Here is a 14,662-nt window from a genome sequence, read left to right as displayed (position 1 = left end):
TATTATACAGATTGCTTGCGCTTTTTTGTAGTCTTTTCAAAAAAATTATAAATACATTCCGTATTTTTTTAGCGAATACATTATCATCGCGACAATTAACAAAACAAATCCTAAACCACATACAATTCTACGATGAATGTTATCATCTCGTGTGGCACTAAAGCGATTAGTTAATAACTTAGGTGCTGAAAAAACAAAACCTAACAATAACCCACTAATTAAGCCTCCAATATGTCCCAACATATCAATATTACTTGCAAACATATTAAACAATAAATTAATACCTGCTAACGTCAGCATATTTTTTGCCATGTATTGAATTTTAGGATTATGTGGGAAAATACGACCTAACGCGATAAAGGCACCAAATATACCAAACAAGGACGTACTCGCTCCAGCAGAAATTGAACCTGGACTGGCAAAAGCAAAACTAAACACATTCCCACCGATTCCGGCTAATAAGTAGAAACAAAAGAAGCGCCAATGACCCATAATGCCTTCTAAATCGCGACCTGCAAAATATAAGAAAACAGAATTAAACAGTAAATGTGTAAGCCCAATATGAATAAAAATCGGCGTTAAAAAGCGCCAATATTCATGATATAAAATAATGCTATGCGCATTTAACGCGCCAAATTCATATAGCATCCCCACATGTTGTGTCCCATTCAATCCTAACCCTCTAAACATGCCAACAAATGTCATCACAAGAAACACCATGATTTGAATCGCTAAAAACAACATCGTAACCCATGACTCATTCTTTATACTACGCCAATTTATATTTTTTAATTTCTCCAATCTAAAACCACCTCTCTATCCTCAATATTATACCATTATCCCCACTGATAACCATTAAAGATTTATTAAAGCTAACTCGACTTTTTACATAGACATTCTTCCTTTTTCTGTTAGAATGAGGATTAACTATTTTTATCATACAACGTTTGAGGAGGAATCTTGATGTTTACGAATGATTATATCCACCAGTTTCCTAAAGCCGAGCTACATTGTCATTTAGACGGCTCTATTCGCCCCAAAACGCTTCAACAAATCGCGCGACAAGACCAACTACCCATTGAAGATGACCTATTAGTCATCACACAAAAAATGCAAGCTCCCACAAGTTGTGAGCACCTTGTCGATTATTTAAAAAGTTTTGATTACGTACTTCCCTACTTGCAAACCGAATTAGCACTAGAAACCGCTGCATTTGACGTGATGGAACAAGCCGCACAAGATGGTATTCTCTATATCGAAATCAGATTCGCCCCTAGCCTATCAACCAAAAAAGGACTAAGCATTACACAAGTCGTTGAAGCAGTTGCTAAAGGCGTTGCCAAAGCCGAAAAAGCATTCTCGATAACAGGGAATTTATTAATCAGCGGTATGAGAAACGAAGAACTTATTGACTTAGAAGAACATTTTAAACTAGCCCTTGAGACACGTCATACTAAAATAGTCGGAATTGATCTTGCCGGGCCAGAATTAGATGGTTACGTTCCTACGTATCAACAAACTTTGTCTGTCTTAACTAACGATTATCCCGTACAATTAACGCTTCATGCAGGGGAATGCGGCTGTGTAGCAAACGTATATCAAGCAATCGAAGCAGGCGCCAAACGAATTGGGCACGGGATTGCCTTAAAAGGGGACGTGCAAGCACAACGTTATTGTGCCGAACAAAATATTTGTATCGAAAGTTGTCCTACTAGCAATATCCAAACAAGAGCCATTAAAGATATCCACGATTATCCACTGAAAGAATGGCTAAGTAATCAAGTCGTTTTTTGCCTAAATACTGATAACAAAACCGTCTCTAATACGACACTTACCAAAGAATATTGTCTTTTGAAAGATGAATTATCCCTCACCAAAGAAGAATTTATCCACTTAAACAAACAAGCCGTTATTCACTCGTTTGCTATAGATGAGGTAAAAGAACAACTACTACACGCCATAGAGACCTTTACTTACAACAAAAAATAACCAATAGGCGACGTTTTCTTCTTAGAAGAAAGCGTCGCCTATTTGACTATAAAAAAAGCCCAACCCCTTGATATATAAGGGATTGAGCTAGTCAGTTCAATAATTATTGAGCTACTGGGTATACAGATACTTGTTTTTTGTCGCGTCCTTTGCGTTCGAAGCGTACAACTCCGTCGACTTTAGCGTATAAAGTATCGTCTCCGCCACGTCCAACGTTAGCACCAGGATAAATCTTAGTTCCGCGTTGACGGTAAAGGATAGAACCACCTGTTACAGTTTGTCCATCAGCTCTTTTAGCTCCAAGACGTTTTGATTCTGAATCACGTCCGTTGGCTGTAGAACCACCACCTTTTTTGTGGGCGAAGAATTGTAAATTCATTGTTAACATAGTATGCACCTCCTGTGGTATTAATTAACTTGAATCATCATAAACTGATTATATTCATTTTGGATATCTTGTAAACCTAATAAAAGATTTTCTAATAAGAGTTGAGAAATCTCAAGTTCTTTATCCGACAAATCTTCTTTTAGCGTCACATACAAATAGCCTTCATTGTCGTTATCCATATCAACTAAAGGTTCCACTTGGCTAAGTTTCGCAATACCATTTACAGTTGAAAAAGTTAAGGCAGACACAGCCGCACACACAATATCACTGCCATATGGACCTGATCCAGCATGACCTGAAATTTCAAAAGCTTCAATTGCTTGATTCTCTTTATTTCGTTTAAATGTTCCTTTAATCATTAGGCTAACCTCTTATCAATGAATTAAGCGTTGATAGCGTCGATCATCACTTTAGTGTATGGTTGACGGTGACCTTGTTTACGGTGAGTGTGTTTTTTAGGTTTGTATTTGAAAGTCACAACTTTCTTTTGTTTTCCTTGTTTTTCAACAGTTCCTTCAACAGTTGCGCCAGCAATTGTTGGAGCTCCAACTTTAGTAGTTTCTCCACCAACTAAGACAACTTCATCAAATACAACTTTTTCGCCAGCTTCAACGTCTAATTTTTCAACGTAGATTGCTTGACCCACTTCAACTTTGTATTGTTTACCACCTGTTTTAACGATTGCGTACATGCTCGTAAGCACCTCCTTATATTTACTTAGACTCGCCATCATAAGTGACCATGGTCTTAGAACTTACTCTGTGCGGTTGTAGTTGTGGTGCCACAATTACAACATTAGAATTGTACCAAAAAAAAAGAGAATGGTCAACCCATCCTCCTTGATAAAATCCTTAATAAATGAAAAACCCTGTTAAATCTGCTTCTTGAATCAATTCTGAATCTAAAATCTTTCCTAACGTTGTGGCCATAAAGTGAGTCGCGTACATCTTTCCTTCACCTAACCAACCATCAACATAACCTAAAAATGTATACATTAGATAATTCATTAACACACTCTTAGGAACACTTAGTTCAGGAGCGTTAATTTTAGTACGGTAGTCATTGATACATCTGAATAAATTGTCTTCAAACTCCGAGCGATAAGCAAGTGCTGCTTTATCTTTTAACAAAGTTAATAATAATTCTGGCTGTGCTTCTACATGATTCAAAAAGTTATTTAGTGAAAATTTTGAGATGCCGTGCTCATCTTGAATCAATGAATCTGTTAATAAGTCCTCGATAAATTGCGTCATCATTTCATCAGTAAAGACGCTCTTATCTTTAAAATGAAGATAAAAAGTCCCTCTAGTAACCGATGCTTTTGTTGTTAAATCTTTCACATTAATTTCATTAATGTTTTTGTTAGATAATAACTCCAAAAAAGCCTCTTTTAATTTCTTTCTCGTTTTCAAAATTCTCGGATCTACTTTTGATTCTACAACAGTCATGTTAACGTTTCACTCCTTGTAATAACCCCTATAACAAGTTTCCACTTCTCCCTATATAATAGTAAGTTTATACTTTTTTTGTTTTCTTGTCTATAATACATACGATATTTGTTGAGATTATTTCAAAAAAATATTTATTTAAAAATGGTTGACATAATTAACTAAGTTCTCTATAATTAAGTTTGTTGCTTGAGACATGTCACAGTAGCTCAGCAGGATAGAGCATCCGCCTTCTAAGCGGACGGTCGGGGGTTCGAATCCCTCCTGTGACGCTAATAAACGCTAGAAACTTTTTGTTTCTAGCGTTTTTTTGTGTCTAGTCACACCATACTCTCTCAAAAATTTCTAATGAAAATATAAATTGACTATCTTAATTATTGACGACTATACTAAATAGGTATACTCAAGAAAGGATGGTTATATGAATCAATCAATTTCTACAAAACTCACTTTTTTAATGTCCCTTGTTTGTGGGATTTCAATTGCTTGTCTTTATTATATTCAACCGCTAGAGCAATTAATCGCCCATGACTTAAAGATTGCAGGGGCAACTATTGGGATGGCTCCGATGCTTAGCCAAATGGGGTACGCATTGGGTCTGTTATTTATCGTTCCTTTAGGAGATAAATTAATTCGCAAGAAGTTAATTATCACCATGCTTCTTATGGTATCATGCGTGCAATTATTGATTGCCAAAACACAACAGGCACCACTTCTGTTAGCGCTGATGCTATTAATAGGGATTACCGCTATTATCCCCCAAATCATTATTCCCTTTGCTGGTGAATTAGCCAGTGATAAAGAACGAGGCAAAGTGTTAGGTGTTGTAACAGGTGGATTGCTCGTTGGTATTTTGCTTTCAAGAACTTATAGCGGGATTATCGGTTCTCTCTTTGGTTGGCGCGCTGTTTACTTATCTGGCGTCGTTTTAAGTCTACTGCTGATCGTCTTAGTCTACTTAAGCTTCCCAACCAATAAACCGCATCAATCAACAGGTTATTTCGCACTCATTCGCTCACTGCCTCATCTATTTGTCTCTCAAAAAAAATTGCAAAAAAGTGCCATCAACGGCTTTTTAATGTTTGGCTCGTTCAATATTTTTTGGTCAACGCTGATTTTTTATATGAGTAGTGAGACGTATCATCTAGGCTCAAAAGAAGTTGGTTATATGGGACTTGTAGGCGTTGTAGGTGCTTTAGCGTCAGTCTTCATGGGAAGTATTGTGGATAAAAAAGGTGCCATGTTTGGCGTTAATTTAGGCACAACTAGCGTCGTCTTATCCTTTATATTACTGTGGTTAACGGGTAGCAAGTTAGCCCTTCTAGTGATTGGCACGATTTTATTAGACTTTGGCGTACAAAGTGCGCAAGTCTCTAACCAAACCGTGGTCCAAGGACTAAGCAATGAATTTCGTAGTCGCAATAACACTGTCTTTATGTTCTTCTACTTCATCGGTGGCGCAACAGGTTCGTTCCTTGGCACTTTAGCGTGGCATACAGCCCAATGGTCAGGTGTGTGTCTATTAGGACTTGTCTTTGCGGTACTTGCGCTTGTGAGTCAATATCTATTCAAAAACATATAAATACAAAATTATACGATGTTATTCTTGACTGATATTTGACATTAATTTCTTAAGAATACCTTAATTATCTTAAGAAACTTTGTAATTTGTTAATTTAACTGATATTATATATACATACGAAAAATATTTCTTATGCAACATTTTGATATATTTTAATGAAGTTTACTCACACTGGCGTAGCTTTAGGGCTACAAGGATGTAATAGTCGGTAGGGATTGCATTGTTTAAATGAGAAATAATCAAAACTAGTAATAGTATGGAACAACCTTAAATAGTGAATATTGAATAGTTAGATAGCCTTCTCTTTTATTAGAGAGGGCTATCGTCTATTATAGCGATAAAATAGTTTAATCATAAAAAAGTAGCTGTGACAAATTTTGTCACAGCTACTTTCTTTTCTATAAGTCGATATTTTCTTTATCTTTGGTAATTAACAACACGCCATCCCCTAATGGAATTAAGCTACTTGTTAAGTCTGGATGTTCCAATACGGTATCGAACAATAGATTTAACTTACGATAGATCGTGCGTTGGTTACGGGGAATTTCTTCGATTGGTTGTAAGATAGTCCCAGCTTGTAAGACATCATCAATCATAATCACGCCACCAACTTCTAGACAGTCTAATAAATACGGTAAGAACTCGATGTATTTAGACTTTGCGCTGTCCATAAAGATAAAATCATACTTCTTATCTAAGGTTGGCAAAATATCTTTGGCATCTCCTTCTAATAACGTGATTTTACCTTCTAATCCTAGCGCCTTGTAATTAGCACGCGCTTTACGAATCATCACATCAAAGCGATCAATCGTCGTCACATGTCCATCTTCTGCGACATACTCACTCATCAAACTACTTGAAAAACCAATCGCTGCGCCAATTTCTAATATTTCTTTAGGTTTTAATTGTTTTAATAAAAACTGTAAGAAAACCACTGTTTCGTGTGGAATAATTGGCACATCATTTTCATTAGCTACTCGTTGTATTTCTCTTAAAGGACCTGTGAGTTGTTTTTGTCTTGTTCTCATAAAATCAACAATTTCTTGTTTGACTACAGGTCTATGCATCATGGGATTACGCAAATCCATTCATCCTCTCATTAGTTAGTGCTTCATCTATTATACGTAACTCAAATTTAGATAGCAAACATAAAAAAGAAACTAGCCAAAAAAACAGCTAGTTTCCTTATTAGAATAACGATTCATTGTGTCGATTGTGTGACGTTACTATTCTTTACATACCAACAATCCATCTCATAAGGCGAGTGAGCACCCATCGCAAACGGGATTTGAGTGAAGCCAAAGTATTCAAACAGTCGATTGGCTTTGTTTAACTTATGATGCGTCTCAATATAAAGTGTTTCAAAGTGCTGCGAAGCATCTTGCATAATAACGGACAGTAACTTCGCCCCGATACCTCGCCCTCGTCTATTGGGTTTGACATATAGGTGTTGAATTTCTCCAACGACTCGGTTGTCTTCATCTAATGGACGATACCCACCAATCCCAACTAATTGACGACCTTTCTCTACCACCCAAAAACCATACCCCTCTTTGTCGATTTTGGGCCAAAAATCTTCACTTGCATTTAAAAGTTCCTCATTAAAGCGTGTCTCTACATAGCCTACTTCACTCACATGGTCCTGTATCAATTGTTCCACAGCATCCCGATCATTCAGCGTAACTGGTCGTATTAACATCGTTTATCAAGTCCTTTCTCTTTTTATCATCATAACATGTTGGGATTAGAAGAGCGACTATTTAGGTAAACAAAAAACCAACCACCGAAGTAGTTGGTTTCTAATATTAGTTTAATAAGGCTTTGACAGTACTATTAACTAGGTTACCGTCAGCTTTACCTTTCACTTTAGGCATTACTGCCCCCATAACTTTTCCAAAATCCGCTTTTGACGTTGCTCCTGTTGCGTTAATCGCTTCTAAAACAATCGCACGAATCTCTTCCTCAGTTAATTGTTGAGGTAAATAAGCTTCAACTATCTTAAGTTCACCAGTTACTTTATCAACCAAATCTTGACGATCTGCTTGGCCGAACTCTTCAATCGAATCACGACGTTGTTTCGCTTCACGCGCTAAAACTGTTAACTCCTCATCGGGCGTTAACTCGCGACCTTCTTTGATTTGTTCGTTTTGTAATGATGACTTAATCATTCTTAATGTAGTCAACTTATCGCGATCTTTCGCTTTCATTGCCACTTTAATATCTTGATTTAAGTTGTCTAATAGAGACATACTTTATCAGCTCCAATCAGAAGATTAAAACTTCTTACGTTTTCTAGCTGCTTCAGATTTTTTCTTACGTTTAACACTTGGTTTTTCGTAAAATTCACGTTTACGGTATTCTTGCAAAGTACCTGTTTTAGAAACGGAACGTTTGAAGCGACGAAGAGCATCATCAAGGCTTTCATTTTTCTTAACTACTGTTTTTGACATTTAATTCCCCTCCCTCCGAGCTTAAAAAGTAACCGTTTTTCATTAATGACTAATAAAAACTGTCCTTTAACTATTATAGCGAAATGGTGTTTTAACGTCAACAATATTATTGAATATCTTGTAATTTATTCGTACATTCCGCACATTTGCCAAAGATTTCAAAGCGATGTCCTTGAATTTGCGCACCGACTAGTTGTTCTTTAAAGAAATCCATCGGACACATATCAATTGCTTGTGTAGCGCCACAGCTCGTACAAATGAAATGGTGATGGTGGTGATGATGACCGTCAGGATTACAATGGAATCTAAATCTTTTTTCCCCTTCAAATTCGGTTTCTTCCAATATGTGAAGATCTGTAAAGTCTTTTAAGTTACGGTAAATAGTGTCGTAACTAATGCCTTCATAACCATCGTTCATGTATTCATATACATCTTTAGCAGATAAATACTTATTTTGCGTCTCTAAAAAAACCAACATGGCTTGACGACGTTCTGTGTATTTGAAACCCGCTTTTTTCATGATTTCTAACGCTTTTTCAATCTTTTTTTCTTTCATAAAGCAACCTTCCTTTTCCCTACTACATCTATGCTATAATAAGATGAATCCAAATGCAAGAAGGGAACTGTTCTAATGTCAATACAAAAACAATCGATTTATATCATTTCCGATAGCGCAGGTGAGACTGCTTCTAACCTAGCCAATGCTGCCACTGCACAGTACGGAGACGTTGAATTTAATCTCGTTAAAAATATTTTTATCACTGAATTTAGTGATTTAACTGAGATTTTAGCCAATGCTAAAAAACAAAACGCGATGGTGATCCATACGTTAATTACTGATGAATTTATTGCCTATGTTAATGATTTTTGTAAAGAAAATAAACTATTTTGTTTGGATATTCTTTCGCCACTCGTTAGCGAAATTCAACAGCGAACACACGTCAATCCGACCAAATTAATTGGCGCTGCCCATACGTTAAACAAAGAATATTTCAAGCGCATGGATGCAATGGAATTTGCCGTAACCTATGATGACGGCAAAGACCCTAAAGGCTTCCTAGAAGCAGATATTGTCTTGTTAGGTGTCTCTAGAACATCGAAAACACCACTAAGCTTGTTCTTAGCCAATAAAAATATTAAAGTCGCTAACTTACCGATTGTCCCGCAATCAACCTTACCAAAAGAAATTTGGCAAGTCGATCCTAAAAAAATCGTTGGTCTAACAAATGATCCAAGTATTCTTAACAAAATTAGACAACAACGAATGATTGCTTACGGATTAGATCCTGATACTGCTTATTCTGATATTAATAACATTAATCAAGAACTAGACTATGCCCAAAAATTATACGACATGATTGGCTGTATTGTAATCAATGTTGCCAATCGTTCCATCGAAGAAACTTCTTCTATGATTTTACATTTATTAGAAATTGACGAATGCGGTTATTTCGGCGAATAAAATAAACAGGTTGCCAAGTAAGGCAACCTGTTTTTGTACGTATATAGCTTCATTACTTTGTCGATAAATTTAATAACTCTTTCGCATGTTGTTTAGACAAGTCTGTGATCACTTCACCGGCCAACATTCTTGCCACTTCATCAACACGTTGCTCTTTCGATAATGGATAGACCGTTGTTTGCGTACGTTCATCGACGATATGTTTCTCAATGAAATAATGATGATCCGCTGAAGCAGCTACTTGAGGTAAATGGGTAATACATAATACTTGTGAGTCCGTTGCAATTTGATGAATCTTATTAGCAATTGCTTGCGCAACTCGACCACTCACCCCTGTGTCTACCTCATCAAAAATAATACTCGTAATTCCCTGAGATTCAGAGAAAATACTCTTCATTCCTAACATGACACGTGATAACTCACCACCTGAAGCAACTTTTGTTAATGGCTTAGGTTCTTCTCCAGGGTTTGTACTAATATAGAAGGTCACCAAGTCACTTCCCAATTCATACGGTTTTACAGGTTCTACCACGACGTTAAAAATAGTTTTGTCTAAGTATAAATCTTTTAACTGTGACACAATTGCCTCTTCAAGAATCGTTGCCTTGGCTGTTCTAATCGTTGTCAATTGATGCGATAACACTTGTACATTAGCCGTTGCTTCAGCTAGTTCTTGCTCGAGACGTTCTTGTTTTGCTCCGCTAAACATTGACTCTTCTAATTCTTTTACCACGTTATCATAGTGTTCTAAAATACTTTCTTCAGAATCACCATATTTACGCTTCATTTGGCGAATAGTATTCAAGCGTTCTTCTACATGATTTAATCGTTTCTCATCCATCTCCATGCCACTTAATTCACTTTGAATCGTACGCGCAGCTTCTTCTAATTGATAATAACTAGAAGCGACTTCGTCATACAACGTTTTGAAATCTTCGGTCAAATCACTAATCGTTTCAAGTTCAGACATGGCTTGACCAATATTAGATAAGCTATTCATCTCATCATTTTGAATAAACTGGTAGCTCATATTTAAGGCATCGGTAATTTTTTGATGATTGACTAACATTTGACGTTCTTCTAGAAGTTTCTGTTCTTCCCCTACACTAATTTCAGCCGTTTCAATTTCCTCACGTTGAAAATTCAACATGTCCATTCGTTGAACAAATTCTTTTTCATTTGTTTCTAATTGACGAATTTGACGAGATAACGTCTGTTGTTGGTGAAACACTTCTTGATACTCCATCAATATAGGATGAATCTCTTGTATGGCAAATTGATCCAAATAACCGATATGACGCTCCGAATTCATAAGCGACTGATGCTCATGTTGACCATGAATATCTACTAAAAATTGACCAATCTGTTTTAGCGCCGTTGTATTCACTAGCTGATTATTCACTCGGCAAATGTTTTTACCACTTCTAAAAATAGTTCTCGAAATAATAACGGTTTGATCGTCCATCTCAATCCCTAATTGTTCAAGTGCTTCCTTAACATCTGGTAAAACACGTTCATTCACAAAAAACTGACCTTCTAAAACCGATTTTTCTTCTGCGTGTCGAATAAAATCGGCAGAACCACGTCCACCAACTAATAACCCAACAGCGTCAATAATAATCGATTTTCCAGCCCCTGTTTCGCCCGTTAAGACCGTCATACCTTTTTCAAAAGACAATCGTAAATCTGAAATAATCGCAAAATTTTTAATGACTAGTTCTTCTAACATTCATCCACCTACTTTAGCTATCTATTCTCTATAGTGAGTGATGTGCCTCATCAACGATTTGTTTCACCCACGTTTCTAACGCTAAGCTATCTTTTTTATCCACTTCATCAACTGCTTTTAAGTAAACAATAAATTCAATGTTTCCTTCGCCACCTTTGATTGGTGAGTAGTTCATCGCTTCAACTTGGAAGCCTTCTTCTTGCATGAAATATGTCATCTCGTATAGAACCATTTGATGGACATCTGGGTCACGGACAATACCGTTTTTCCCTACTAATTCACGCCCTGCTTCAAATTGTGGCTTAACAAGTGCCATTACATGACCGTTGGGTTGAATGATCGTTTTTAAGACTGGCAAAATTAATTTTAATGAAATAAACGACACATCAATCGTTGCAATTTCTGGTAAGCCTTGTTCAAAATCTTCTGGCTTAGAATAGCGGAAGTTAGTTTTTTCCATTACAACAACACGTTCGTCTTGACGTAATTTCCATGCTAATTGATTGTGTCCCACATCTAAAGCATAACTTAATTTCGCCCCATTTTGTAAGGCTACATCGGTAAATCCACCTGTTGAAGCACCAATATCTAACACTGTTTTGTCATTAAAGTCCATATCAAATACTTCAATTGCTTTTTCTAATTTAAGGCCACCACGCGAAACATAGCGTAAGCCTTTCCCTTTTAATTGTAATTCAGTTATTTCAGGAATTTTCACCCCTGGTTTGTCCATGCGTTCATTGTTTTGGTCATAAACCATGCCGGCCATTACTAAACGTTTTGCTTGTTCACGTGTTTCAGCAAGACCTTGATTGACGACCAAGACATCTACTCGTTCTTTTTTCATGTTTTCACCTTAATTTATTTATTAGTTCGACTAAAAGCGCTGTATCCACTTCTGGTTGATTTACCTTGATTGCTTCTAGTGAGGCAAGCGCATCATGAATATGTTCATTTAATTTTTCTTTCGCTGCTTCCATGCCTAGAATCGATGTATAGGTACTTTTATTCAACGCTTCATCTGAGCCGACTTTTTTCCCTATAACTGCTTCATCCCCAATAACATCTAAAATATCATCTTTGATTTGGAAGGCAATGCCAAATTGTTCAGCATAGTGAGATAGGTGACGCCTGGTTGCTTCATCAGCTTGTGCTAGTAAAGCGGCACTATTAACAGCAAACATAATCAACGCACCTGTTTTACGACGATGAATAGAAGCTAAATGATCCAATGTAATCTCTTGGTTCTCCGCTTCAATGTCACCCACTTGTCCACCAATCATTCCAGCTGAACCAGCATGAAGTGCTAGTTCTTGCATGATTGCGACTTTCACGTCTGGTTCGATGTTTGCTTGTGTAACTAAATGAAAAGCTTCCGTTAATAGCCCGTCACCTGCCAAAATAGCCATTCCTTCGCCGTAAACTTTATGGTTAGTTGGTTTCCCTCGGCGTAAGTCATCATTATCCATGGCAGGTAAATCATCATGAATCAAGGAATACGTATGAATCATTTCTAAGGCACCAGCCACTTGATAATGGGCGTCTTCAATCGGTTGCTTCAACATATCAAGAGTAGCAAGTAATAACATCGGACGTATTCTTTTGCCACCAGCTTCTAGTGAATAAGTCATCGCTTGTGCTAACGTTGCTTCTTCTGCATATTTTCTTACAAAACCTAACATCATCTCTTCTACTTTAGGTAAATGATTAACTGAAAAGTTTGCAAAGGTCTTAGGCATTTAAGCTCTCACTCTCTTGAAACACTACTTCTTGACCTTCTTCATTCATAATCTTAGTTAACATCTCTTCAGCATCTGCTAATTTCTTTTGACAATATTGACTCAAACCAATGCCTTCTTTAAAGCTTCCTAATGCTTGTTCTAAAGGAATATCCCCTTGCTCAAGTTCTCTAACGATTACTTCTAATTGATTTAACGCCTCTTCAAATGTAGGCTCTGCTTTTTTTGTTGCCATTTTCTACTCCTTTATATACTCTATTGATTTGACTTCTGCCAGTGCTTTACCATCCGTAAAGTTAATGGTAATCTCTTGATGTTCACTTAGTTGTTGGGCTGAATGAATGATCCCTGACTCATCAGTGACATATCCATACCCACGTTTCATAATATTTAATGGACTTAACATATCCAGTGCTTGCATTCCTTTAGCTAATTCCATTTTGCTTTTATCAAGTTTGAGTATCATGCTACGCATCAATCGCTCTTTTAAAAAGTTCAACTGTTGCTGTGATTGTTCAACTTCTTGACTTGGATTTACTAATTGCAAACGCTGCGTTAATTCCGATAGTTGCTGTTCTTGCTTTTGTATCGTCGCGGTCATTTGTTGATTAAATCGCTGACTAATACTATCTAGTTTTATTTCTAAACTTTCATACAAACGTTGTGGTTGTCTGAAAATATACGAATCCTGAGATTTATGCAATCGTTCTTTTTTATGACGTAATAAAGTACGAAATGCTTTCATTAATTGATGTTCTTTTTCTCGGATTTTTAACAATTCATCGGTCAAATTAGGAACCGATAATTCTGCAGCTGCTGTTGGTGTTGCCGCTCTAACATCTGCTACAAAATCTGCAATGGTGATATCTGTTTCATGACCGACTGAAGAAATAATCGGCGTCTTAGCCGCAAAAATGGCTCGTGCCACGATTTCTTCATTGAACGGCCACAAATCTTCAATTGAACCGCCCCCACGTGCCACAATCATGGTATCAAAATTGCCGATGTCATCGGCTTTTTGAATATTCGCTACAATATTTTGTGCAGCCTTTGTCCCTTGAACTAACGTTGGAAAAATAACCAATTCAGCAATAGGGTAACGACGCTTCACTGTCGTCATAATATCACGTATAACAGCTCCACTTGGACTAGTAATAACGGCAATTCGTTTAGGAAACTTAACTAAAGGCTTTTTAGGCGCATTAAATAATCCTTCTTTAGATAATTTTTCTTTCATCTCCTCAAACGCTTGGTACAAAGCCCCTACACCATCTGGTTCCATATGTTCAATAGTTATTTGATATTGACCCGTCGCTTCATAAAGCGTGATCCGACCAATAACTAAAACCTTCATACCTTCTTTAGGCTCAAATTTTAATTTTGCATAGGCACCTTTAAACATAACGGCTGATATCTTCGCATTTGCATCTTTGATTGAAAAATATTGATGGGCATTCGGTCTAGCTCTAAAGTTAGACAACTCTCCTGTTAAAAAAACTCTTTCTAAATAAGGATCTTGTTCAAATTTATATTTTATATATCTCGTTAAGGCTGTTACTGACAAATATTGTTGTGTCATAATCCTCTCCACCCACATTCACTTAATTAATCATATGGTATTTCCTCATTCACTATGTCTTATTTTACCATAAAATCATTGAGCATCCTACAATGGAAAGCGACGAAACATTTGTTGTTTCTCATCAATCATCTGTTTCTTTTTCGGCCTTAACATAAAAATCAAACATCTTCTAATTTAACACCGTTTTTACTATTTGTCGACAAATACTTTCTGAAAAGCATCTGTTTTATGACATTTCTTCATAATATATCGTCGTATACAAAAAAGGAGCTATGACAATAATTTGTCATAGC

18 protein-coding genes, 1 tRNA gene and 1 other annotated feature are annotated in these 14,662 nt (G+C 36.7%); of the genes, 4 read left to right on the top strand and 15 right to left on the bottom strand.

Annotated elements, in window-relative coordinates:
* Window positions 1-45 precede the first annotated feature (45 nt).
* Window positions 46-801 carry a rhomboid family intramembrane serine protease gene (locus E4Z98_RS02860; RefSeq protein ID WP_241856719.1) on the bottom strand — a complete coding sequence of 252 codons (756 nt, stop codon included), beginning with the start codon at window positions 799-801 and terminating at the stop codon, window positions 46-48.
* A 162-nt stretch (window positions 802-963) separates the two neighbouring features.
* Here E4Z98_RS02860 and add point away from each other — a divergent pair, with 162 nt between their 5' ends.
* Window positions 964-1,989 (top strand): adenosine deaminase, encoded by a 1,026-nt coding sequence (gene add, locus E4Z98_RS02855; protein ID WP_135254131.1) that lies wholly within the window; start codon window positions 964-966, stop codon window positions 1,987-1,989.
* Between the two features lie 103 nt (window positions 1,990-2,092).
* On the opposite strand, the gene rpmA is transcribed toward add, so the two are convergent.
* The 4 genes from rpmA to E4Z98_RS02835 form a co-directional block, all read right to left on the bottom strand.
* A complete protein-coding gene (rpmA, locus tag E4Z98_RS02850; protein ID WP_135254133.1) occupies window positions 2,093-2,377 on the bottom strand; it encodes a 50S ribosomal protein L27 in 285 nt (94 codons plus the stop codon).
* A 20-nt stretch (window positions 2,378-2,397) separates the two neighbouring features.
* Complete coding sequence (locus E4Z98_RS02845; protein ID WP_135254135.1) at window positions 2,398-2,736, bottom strand: ribosomal-processing cysteine protease Prp; 339 nt, start codon at window positions 2,734-2,736, stop codon at window positions 2,398-2,400.
* 23 nt (window positions 2,737-2,759) lie between these two features.
* Entirely contained in the window at window positions 2,760-3,068 is a 309-nt protein-coding gene (gene rplU, locus E4Z98_RS02840) for a 50S ribosomal protein L21 (protein WP_135254137.1), read from the bottom strand.
* Window positions 3,069-3,086: 18 nt separating this feature from the next.
* Window positions 3,087-3,156 (bottom strand) — a sequence feature (ribosomal protein L21 leader region).
* A 72-nt stretch (window positions 3,157-3,228) separates the two neighbouring features.
* Entirely contained in the window at window positions 3,229-3,825 is a 597-nt protein-coding gene (locus tag E4Z98_RS02835) for a TetR/AcrR family transcriptional regulator (protein WP_135254139.1), read from the bottom strand.
* 198 nt (window positions 3,826-4,023) lie between these two features.
* Here E4Z98_RS02835 and E4Z98_RS02830 point away from each other — a divergent pair.
* Together E4Z98_RS02830 and E4Z98_RS02825 are read left to right on the top strand one after the other, a co-directional pair.
* A tRNA-Arg gene (locus tag E4Z98_RS02830) sits at window positions 4,024-4,097 on the top strand.
* A gap of 149 nt (window positions 4,098-4,246) precedes the next feature.
* On the top strand, window positions 4,247-5,407 hold the full coding sequence (locus E4Z98_RS02825) for an MFS transporter (RefSeq protein WP_135254141.1): 1,161 nt from the start codon (window positions 4,247-4,249) through the stop codon (window positions 5,405-5,407).
* Between the two features lie 398 nt (window positions 5,408-5,805).
* Here the strand turns inward: E4Z98_RS02825 and E4Z98_RS02820 are convergent, their stop codons facing one another.
* The 5 genes from E4Z98_RS02820 to E4Z98_RS02800 form a co-directional block, all read right to left on the bottom strand.
* Window positions 5,806-6,489, bottom strand: coding sequence for an O-methyltransferase (locus tag E4Z98_RS02820; RefSeq protein WP_209316296.1), 684 nt, complete (start codon window positions 6,487-6,489; stop codon window positions 5,806-5,808).
* Window positions 6,490-6,608: 119 nt separating this feature from the next.
* Window positions 6,609-7,106, bottom strand: a complete 498-nt coding sequence (locus E4Z98_RS02815) for a GNAT family N-acetyltransferase (RefSeq protein ID WP_135254145.1) — start codon at window positions 7,104-7,106, stop codon at window positions 6,609-6,611.
* Window positions 7,107-7,212: 106 nt separating this feature from the next.
* Entirely contained in the window at window positions 7,213-7,656 is a 444-nt protein-coding gene (locus E4Z98_RS02810) for a GatB/YqeY domain-containing protein (protein ID WP_135254147.1), read from the bottom strand.
* Window positions 7,657-7,680: 24 nt separating this feature from the next.
* A complete protein-coding gene (gene rpsU, locus E4Z98_RS02805; RefSeq protein ID WP_126831326.1) occupies window positions 7,681-7,857 on the bottom strand; it encodes a 30S ribosomal protein S21 in 177 nt (58 codons plus the stop codon).
* Window positions 7,858-7,963: 106 nt separating this feature from the next.
* Window positions 7,964-8,413 (bottom strand): Fur family transcriptional regulator, encoded by a 450-nt coding sequence (locus tag E4Z98_RS02800; RefSeq protein WP_135254149.1) that lies wholly within the window; start codon window positions 8,411-8,413, stop codon window positions 7,964-7,966.
* 75 nt (window positions 8,414-8,488) lie between these two features.
* Here E4Z98_RS02800 and E4Z98_RS02795 point away from each other — a divergent pair, with 75 nt between their 5' ends.
* The gene (locus tag E4Z98_RS02795; protein ID WP_135254151.1) at window positions 8,489-9,319 is read left to right on the top strand and encodes a pyruvate, water dikinase regulatory protein; all 831 of its coding nucleotides are present in this window, start codon (window positions 8,489-8,491) and stop codon (window positions 9,317-9,319) included.
* A gap of 52 nt (window positions 9,320-9,371) precedes the next feature.
* Here the strand turns inward: E4Z98_RS02795 and recN are convergent, their stop codons facing one another.
* The 5 genes from recN to xseA are packed head-to-tail and all read right to left on the bottom strand — an operon-like array spanning window position 9,372 to window position 14,366.
* Window positions 9,372-11,048 (bottom strand): DNA repair protein RecN, encoded by a 1,677-nt coding sequence (recN, locus tag E4Z98_RS02790; RefSeq protein WP_135254153.1) that lies wholly within the window; start codon window positions 11,046-11,048, stop codon window positions 9,372-9,374.
* A gap of 28 nt (window positions 11,049-11,076) precedes the next feature.
* On the bottom strand, window positions 11,077-11,895 hold the full coding sequence (locus tag E4Z98_RS02785; RefSeq protein ID WP_135254155.1) for a TlyA family RNA methyltransferase: 819 nt from the start codon (window positions 11,893-11,895) through the stop codon (window positions 11,077-11,079).
* Window positions 11,896-11,899: 4 nt separating this feature from the next.
* Window positions 11,900-12,787, bottom strand: coding sequence for a polyprenyl synthetase family protein (locus E4Z98_RS02780; protein WP_135254157.1), 888 nt, complete (start codon window positions 12,785-12,787; stop codon window positions 11,900-11,902).
* Window positions 12,780-13,022: an exodeoxyribonuclease VII small subunit gene (locus tag E4Z98_RS02775; protein ID WP_135254158.1), complete on the bottom strand. Its 243-nt coding sequence runs from the start codon at window positions 13,020-13,022 to the stop codon at window positions 12,780-12,782. Before E4Z98_RS02775 ends, E4Z98_RS02780 begins: the two co-directional genes overlap by 8 nt.
* Before the next feature lie 3 nt (window positions 13,023-13,025).
* On the bottom strand, window positions 13,026-14,366 hold the full coding sequence (xseA, locus tag E4Z98_RS02770) for an exodeoxyribonuclease VII large subunit (protein WP_135254160.1): 1,341 nt from the start codon (window positions 14,364-14,366) through the stop codon (window positions 13,026-13,028).
* Between the last annotated feature and the right edge of the window lie 296 nt (window positions 14,367-14,662).

The sequence above is a fragment of the Vagococcus xieshaowenii genome, from assembly GCF_004792515.1.
Classification (GTDB): domain Bacteria; phylum Bacillota; class Bacilli; order Lactobacillales; family Vagococcaceae; genus Vagococcus_A; species Vagococcus_A xieshaowenii.
The sequence above is the reverse complement of the archived record's forward strand: the minus strand, read 5'-3'. Positions and strand labels throughout refer to the sequence as shown.

Excerpts from the sequence above, each read along its gene's own strand:
- add (WP_135254131.1), top strand. The coding sequence starts at position 964 with ATGTTTACGAATGATTATATCCACCAGTTTCCTAAAGCCGAGCTACAT.
- rpmA (WP_135254133.1), bottom strand. The coding sequence starts at position 2,377 with ATGTTAACAATGAATTTACAATTCTTCGCCCACAAAAAAGGTGGTGGT.
- E4Z98_RS02845 (WP_135254135.1), bottom strand. The coding sequence starts at position 2,736 with ATGATTAAAGGAACATTTAAACGAAATAAAGAGAATCAAGCAATTGAA.
- rplU (WP_135254137.1), bottom strand. The coding sequence starts at position 3,068 with ATGTACGCAATCGTTAAAACAGGTGGTAAACAATACAAAGTTGAAGTG.
- E4Z98_RS02835 (WP_135254139.1), bottom strand. The coding sequence starts at position 3,825 with ATGACTGTTGTAGAATCAAAAGTAGATCCGAGAATTTTGAAAACGAGA.
- E4Z98_RS02825 (WP_135254141.1), top strand. The coding sequence starts at position 4,247 with ATGAATCAATCAATTTCTACAAAACTCACTTTTTTAATGTCCCTTGTT.
- E4Z98_RS02815 (WP_135254145.1), bottom strand. The coding sequence starts at position 7,106 with ATGTTAATACGACCAGTTACGCTGAATGATCGGGATGCTGTGGAACAA.
- E4Z98_RS02810 (WP_135254147.1), bottom strand. The coding sequence starts at position 7,656 with ATGTCTCTATTAGACAACTTAAATCAAGATATTAAAGTGGCAATGAAA.
- rpsU (WP_126831326.1), bottom strand. The coding sequence starts at position 7,857 with ATGTCAAAAACAGTAGTTAAGAAAAATGAAAGCCTTGATGATGCTCTT.
- E4Z98_RS02800 (WP_135254149.1), bottom strand. The coding sequence starts at position 8,413 with ATGAAAGAAAAAAAGATTGAAAAAGCGTTAGAAATCATGAAAAAAGCG.
- E4Z98_RS02795 (WP_135254151.1), top strand. The coding sequence starts at position 8,489 with ATGTCAATACAAAAACAATCGATTTATATCATTTCCGATAGCGCAGGT.
- recN (WP_135254153.1), bottom strand. The coding sequence starts at position 11,048 with ATGTTAGAAGAACTAGTCATTAAAAATTTTGCGATTATTTCAGATTTA.
- E4Z98_RS02785 (WP_135254155.1), bottom strand. The coding sequence starts at position 11,895 with ATGAAAAAAGAACGAGTAGATGTCTTGGTCGTCAATCAAGGTCTTGCT.
- E4Z98_RS02780 (WP_135254157.1), bottom strand. The coding sequence starts at position 12,787 with ATGCCTAAGACCTTTGCAAACTTTTCAGTTAATCATTTACCTAAAGTA.
- E4Z98_RS02775 (WP_135254158.1), bottom strand. The coding sequence starts at position 13,022 with ATGGCAACAAAAAAAGCAGAGCCTACATTTGAAGAGGCGTTAAATCAA.
- xseA (WP_135254160.1), bottom strand. The coding sequence starts at position 14,366 with ATGACACAACAATATTTGTCAGTAACAGCCTTAACGAGATATATAAAA.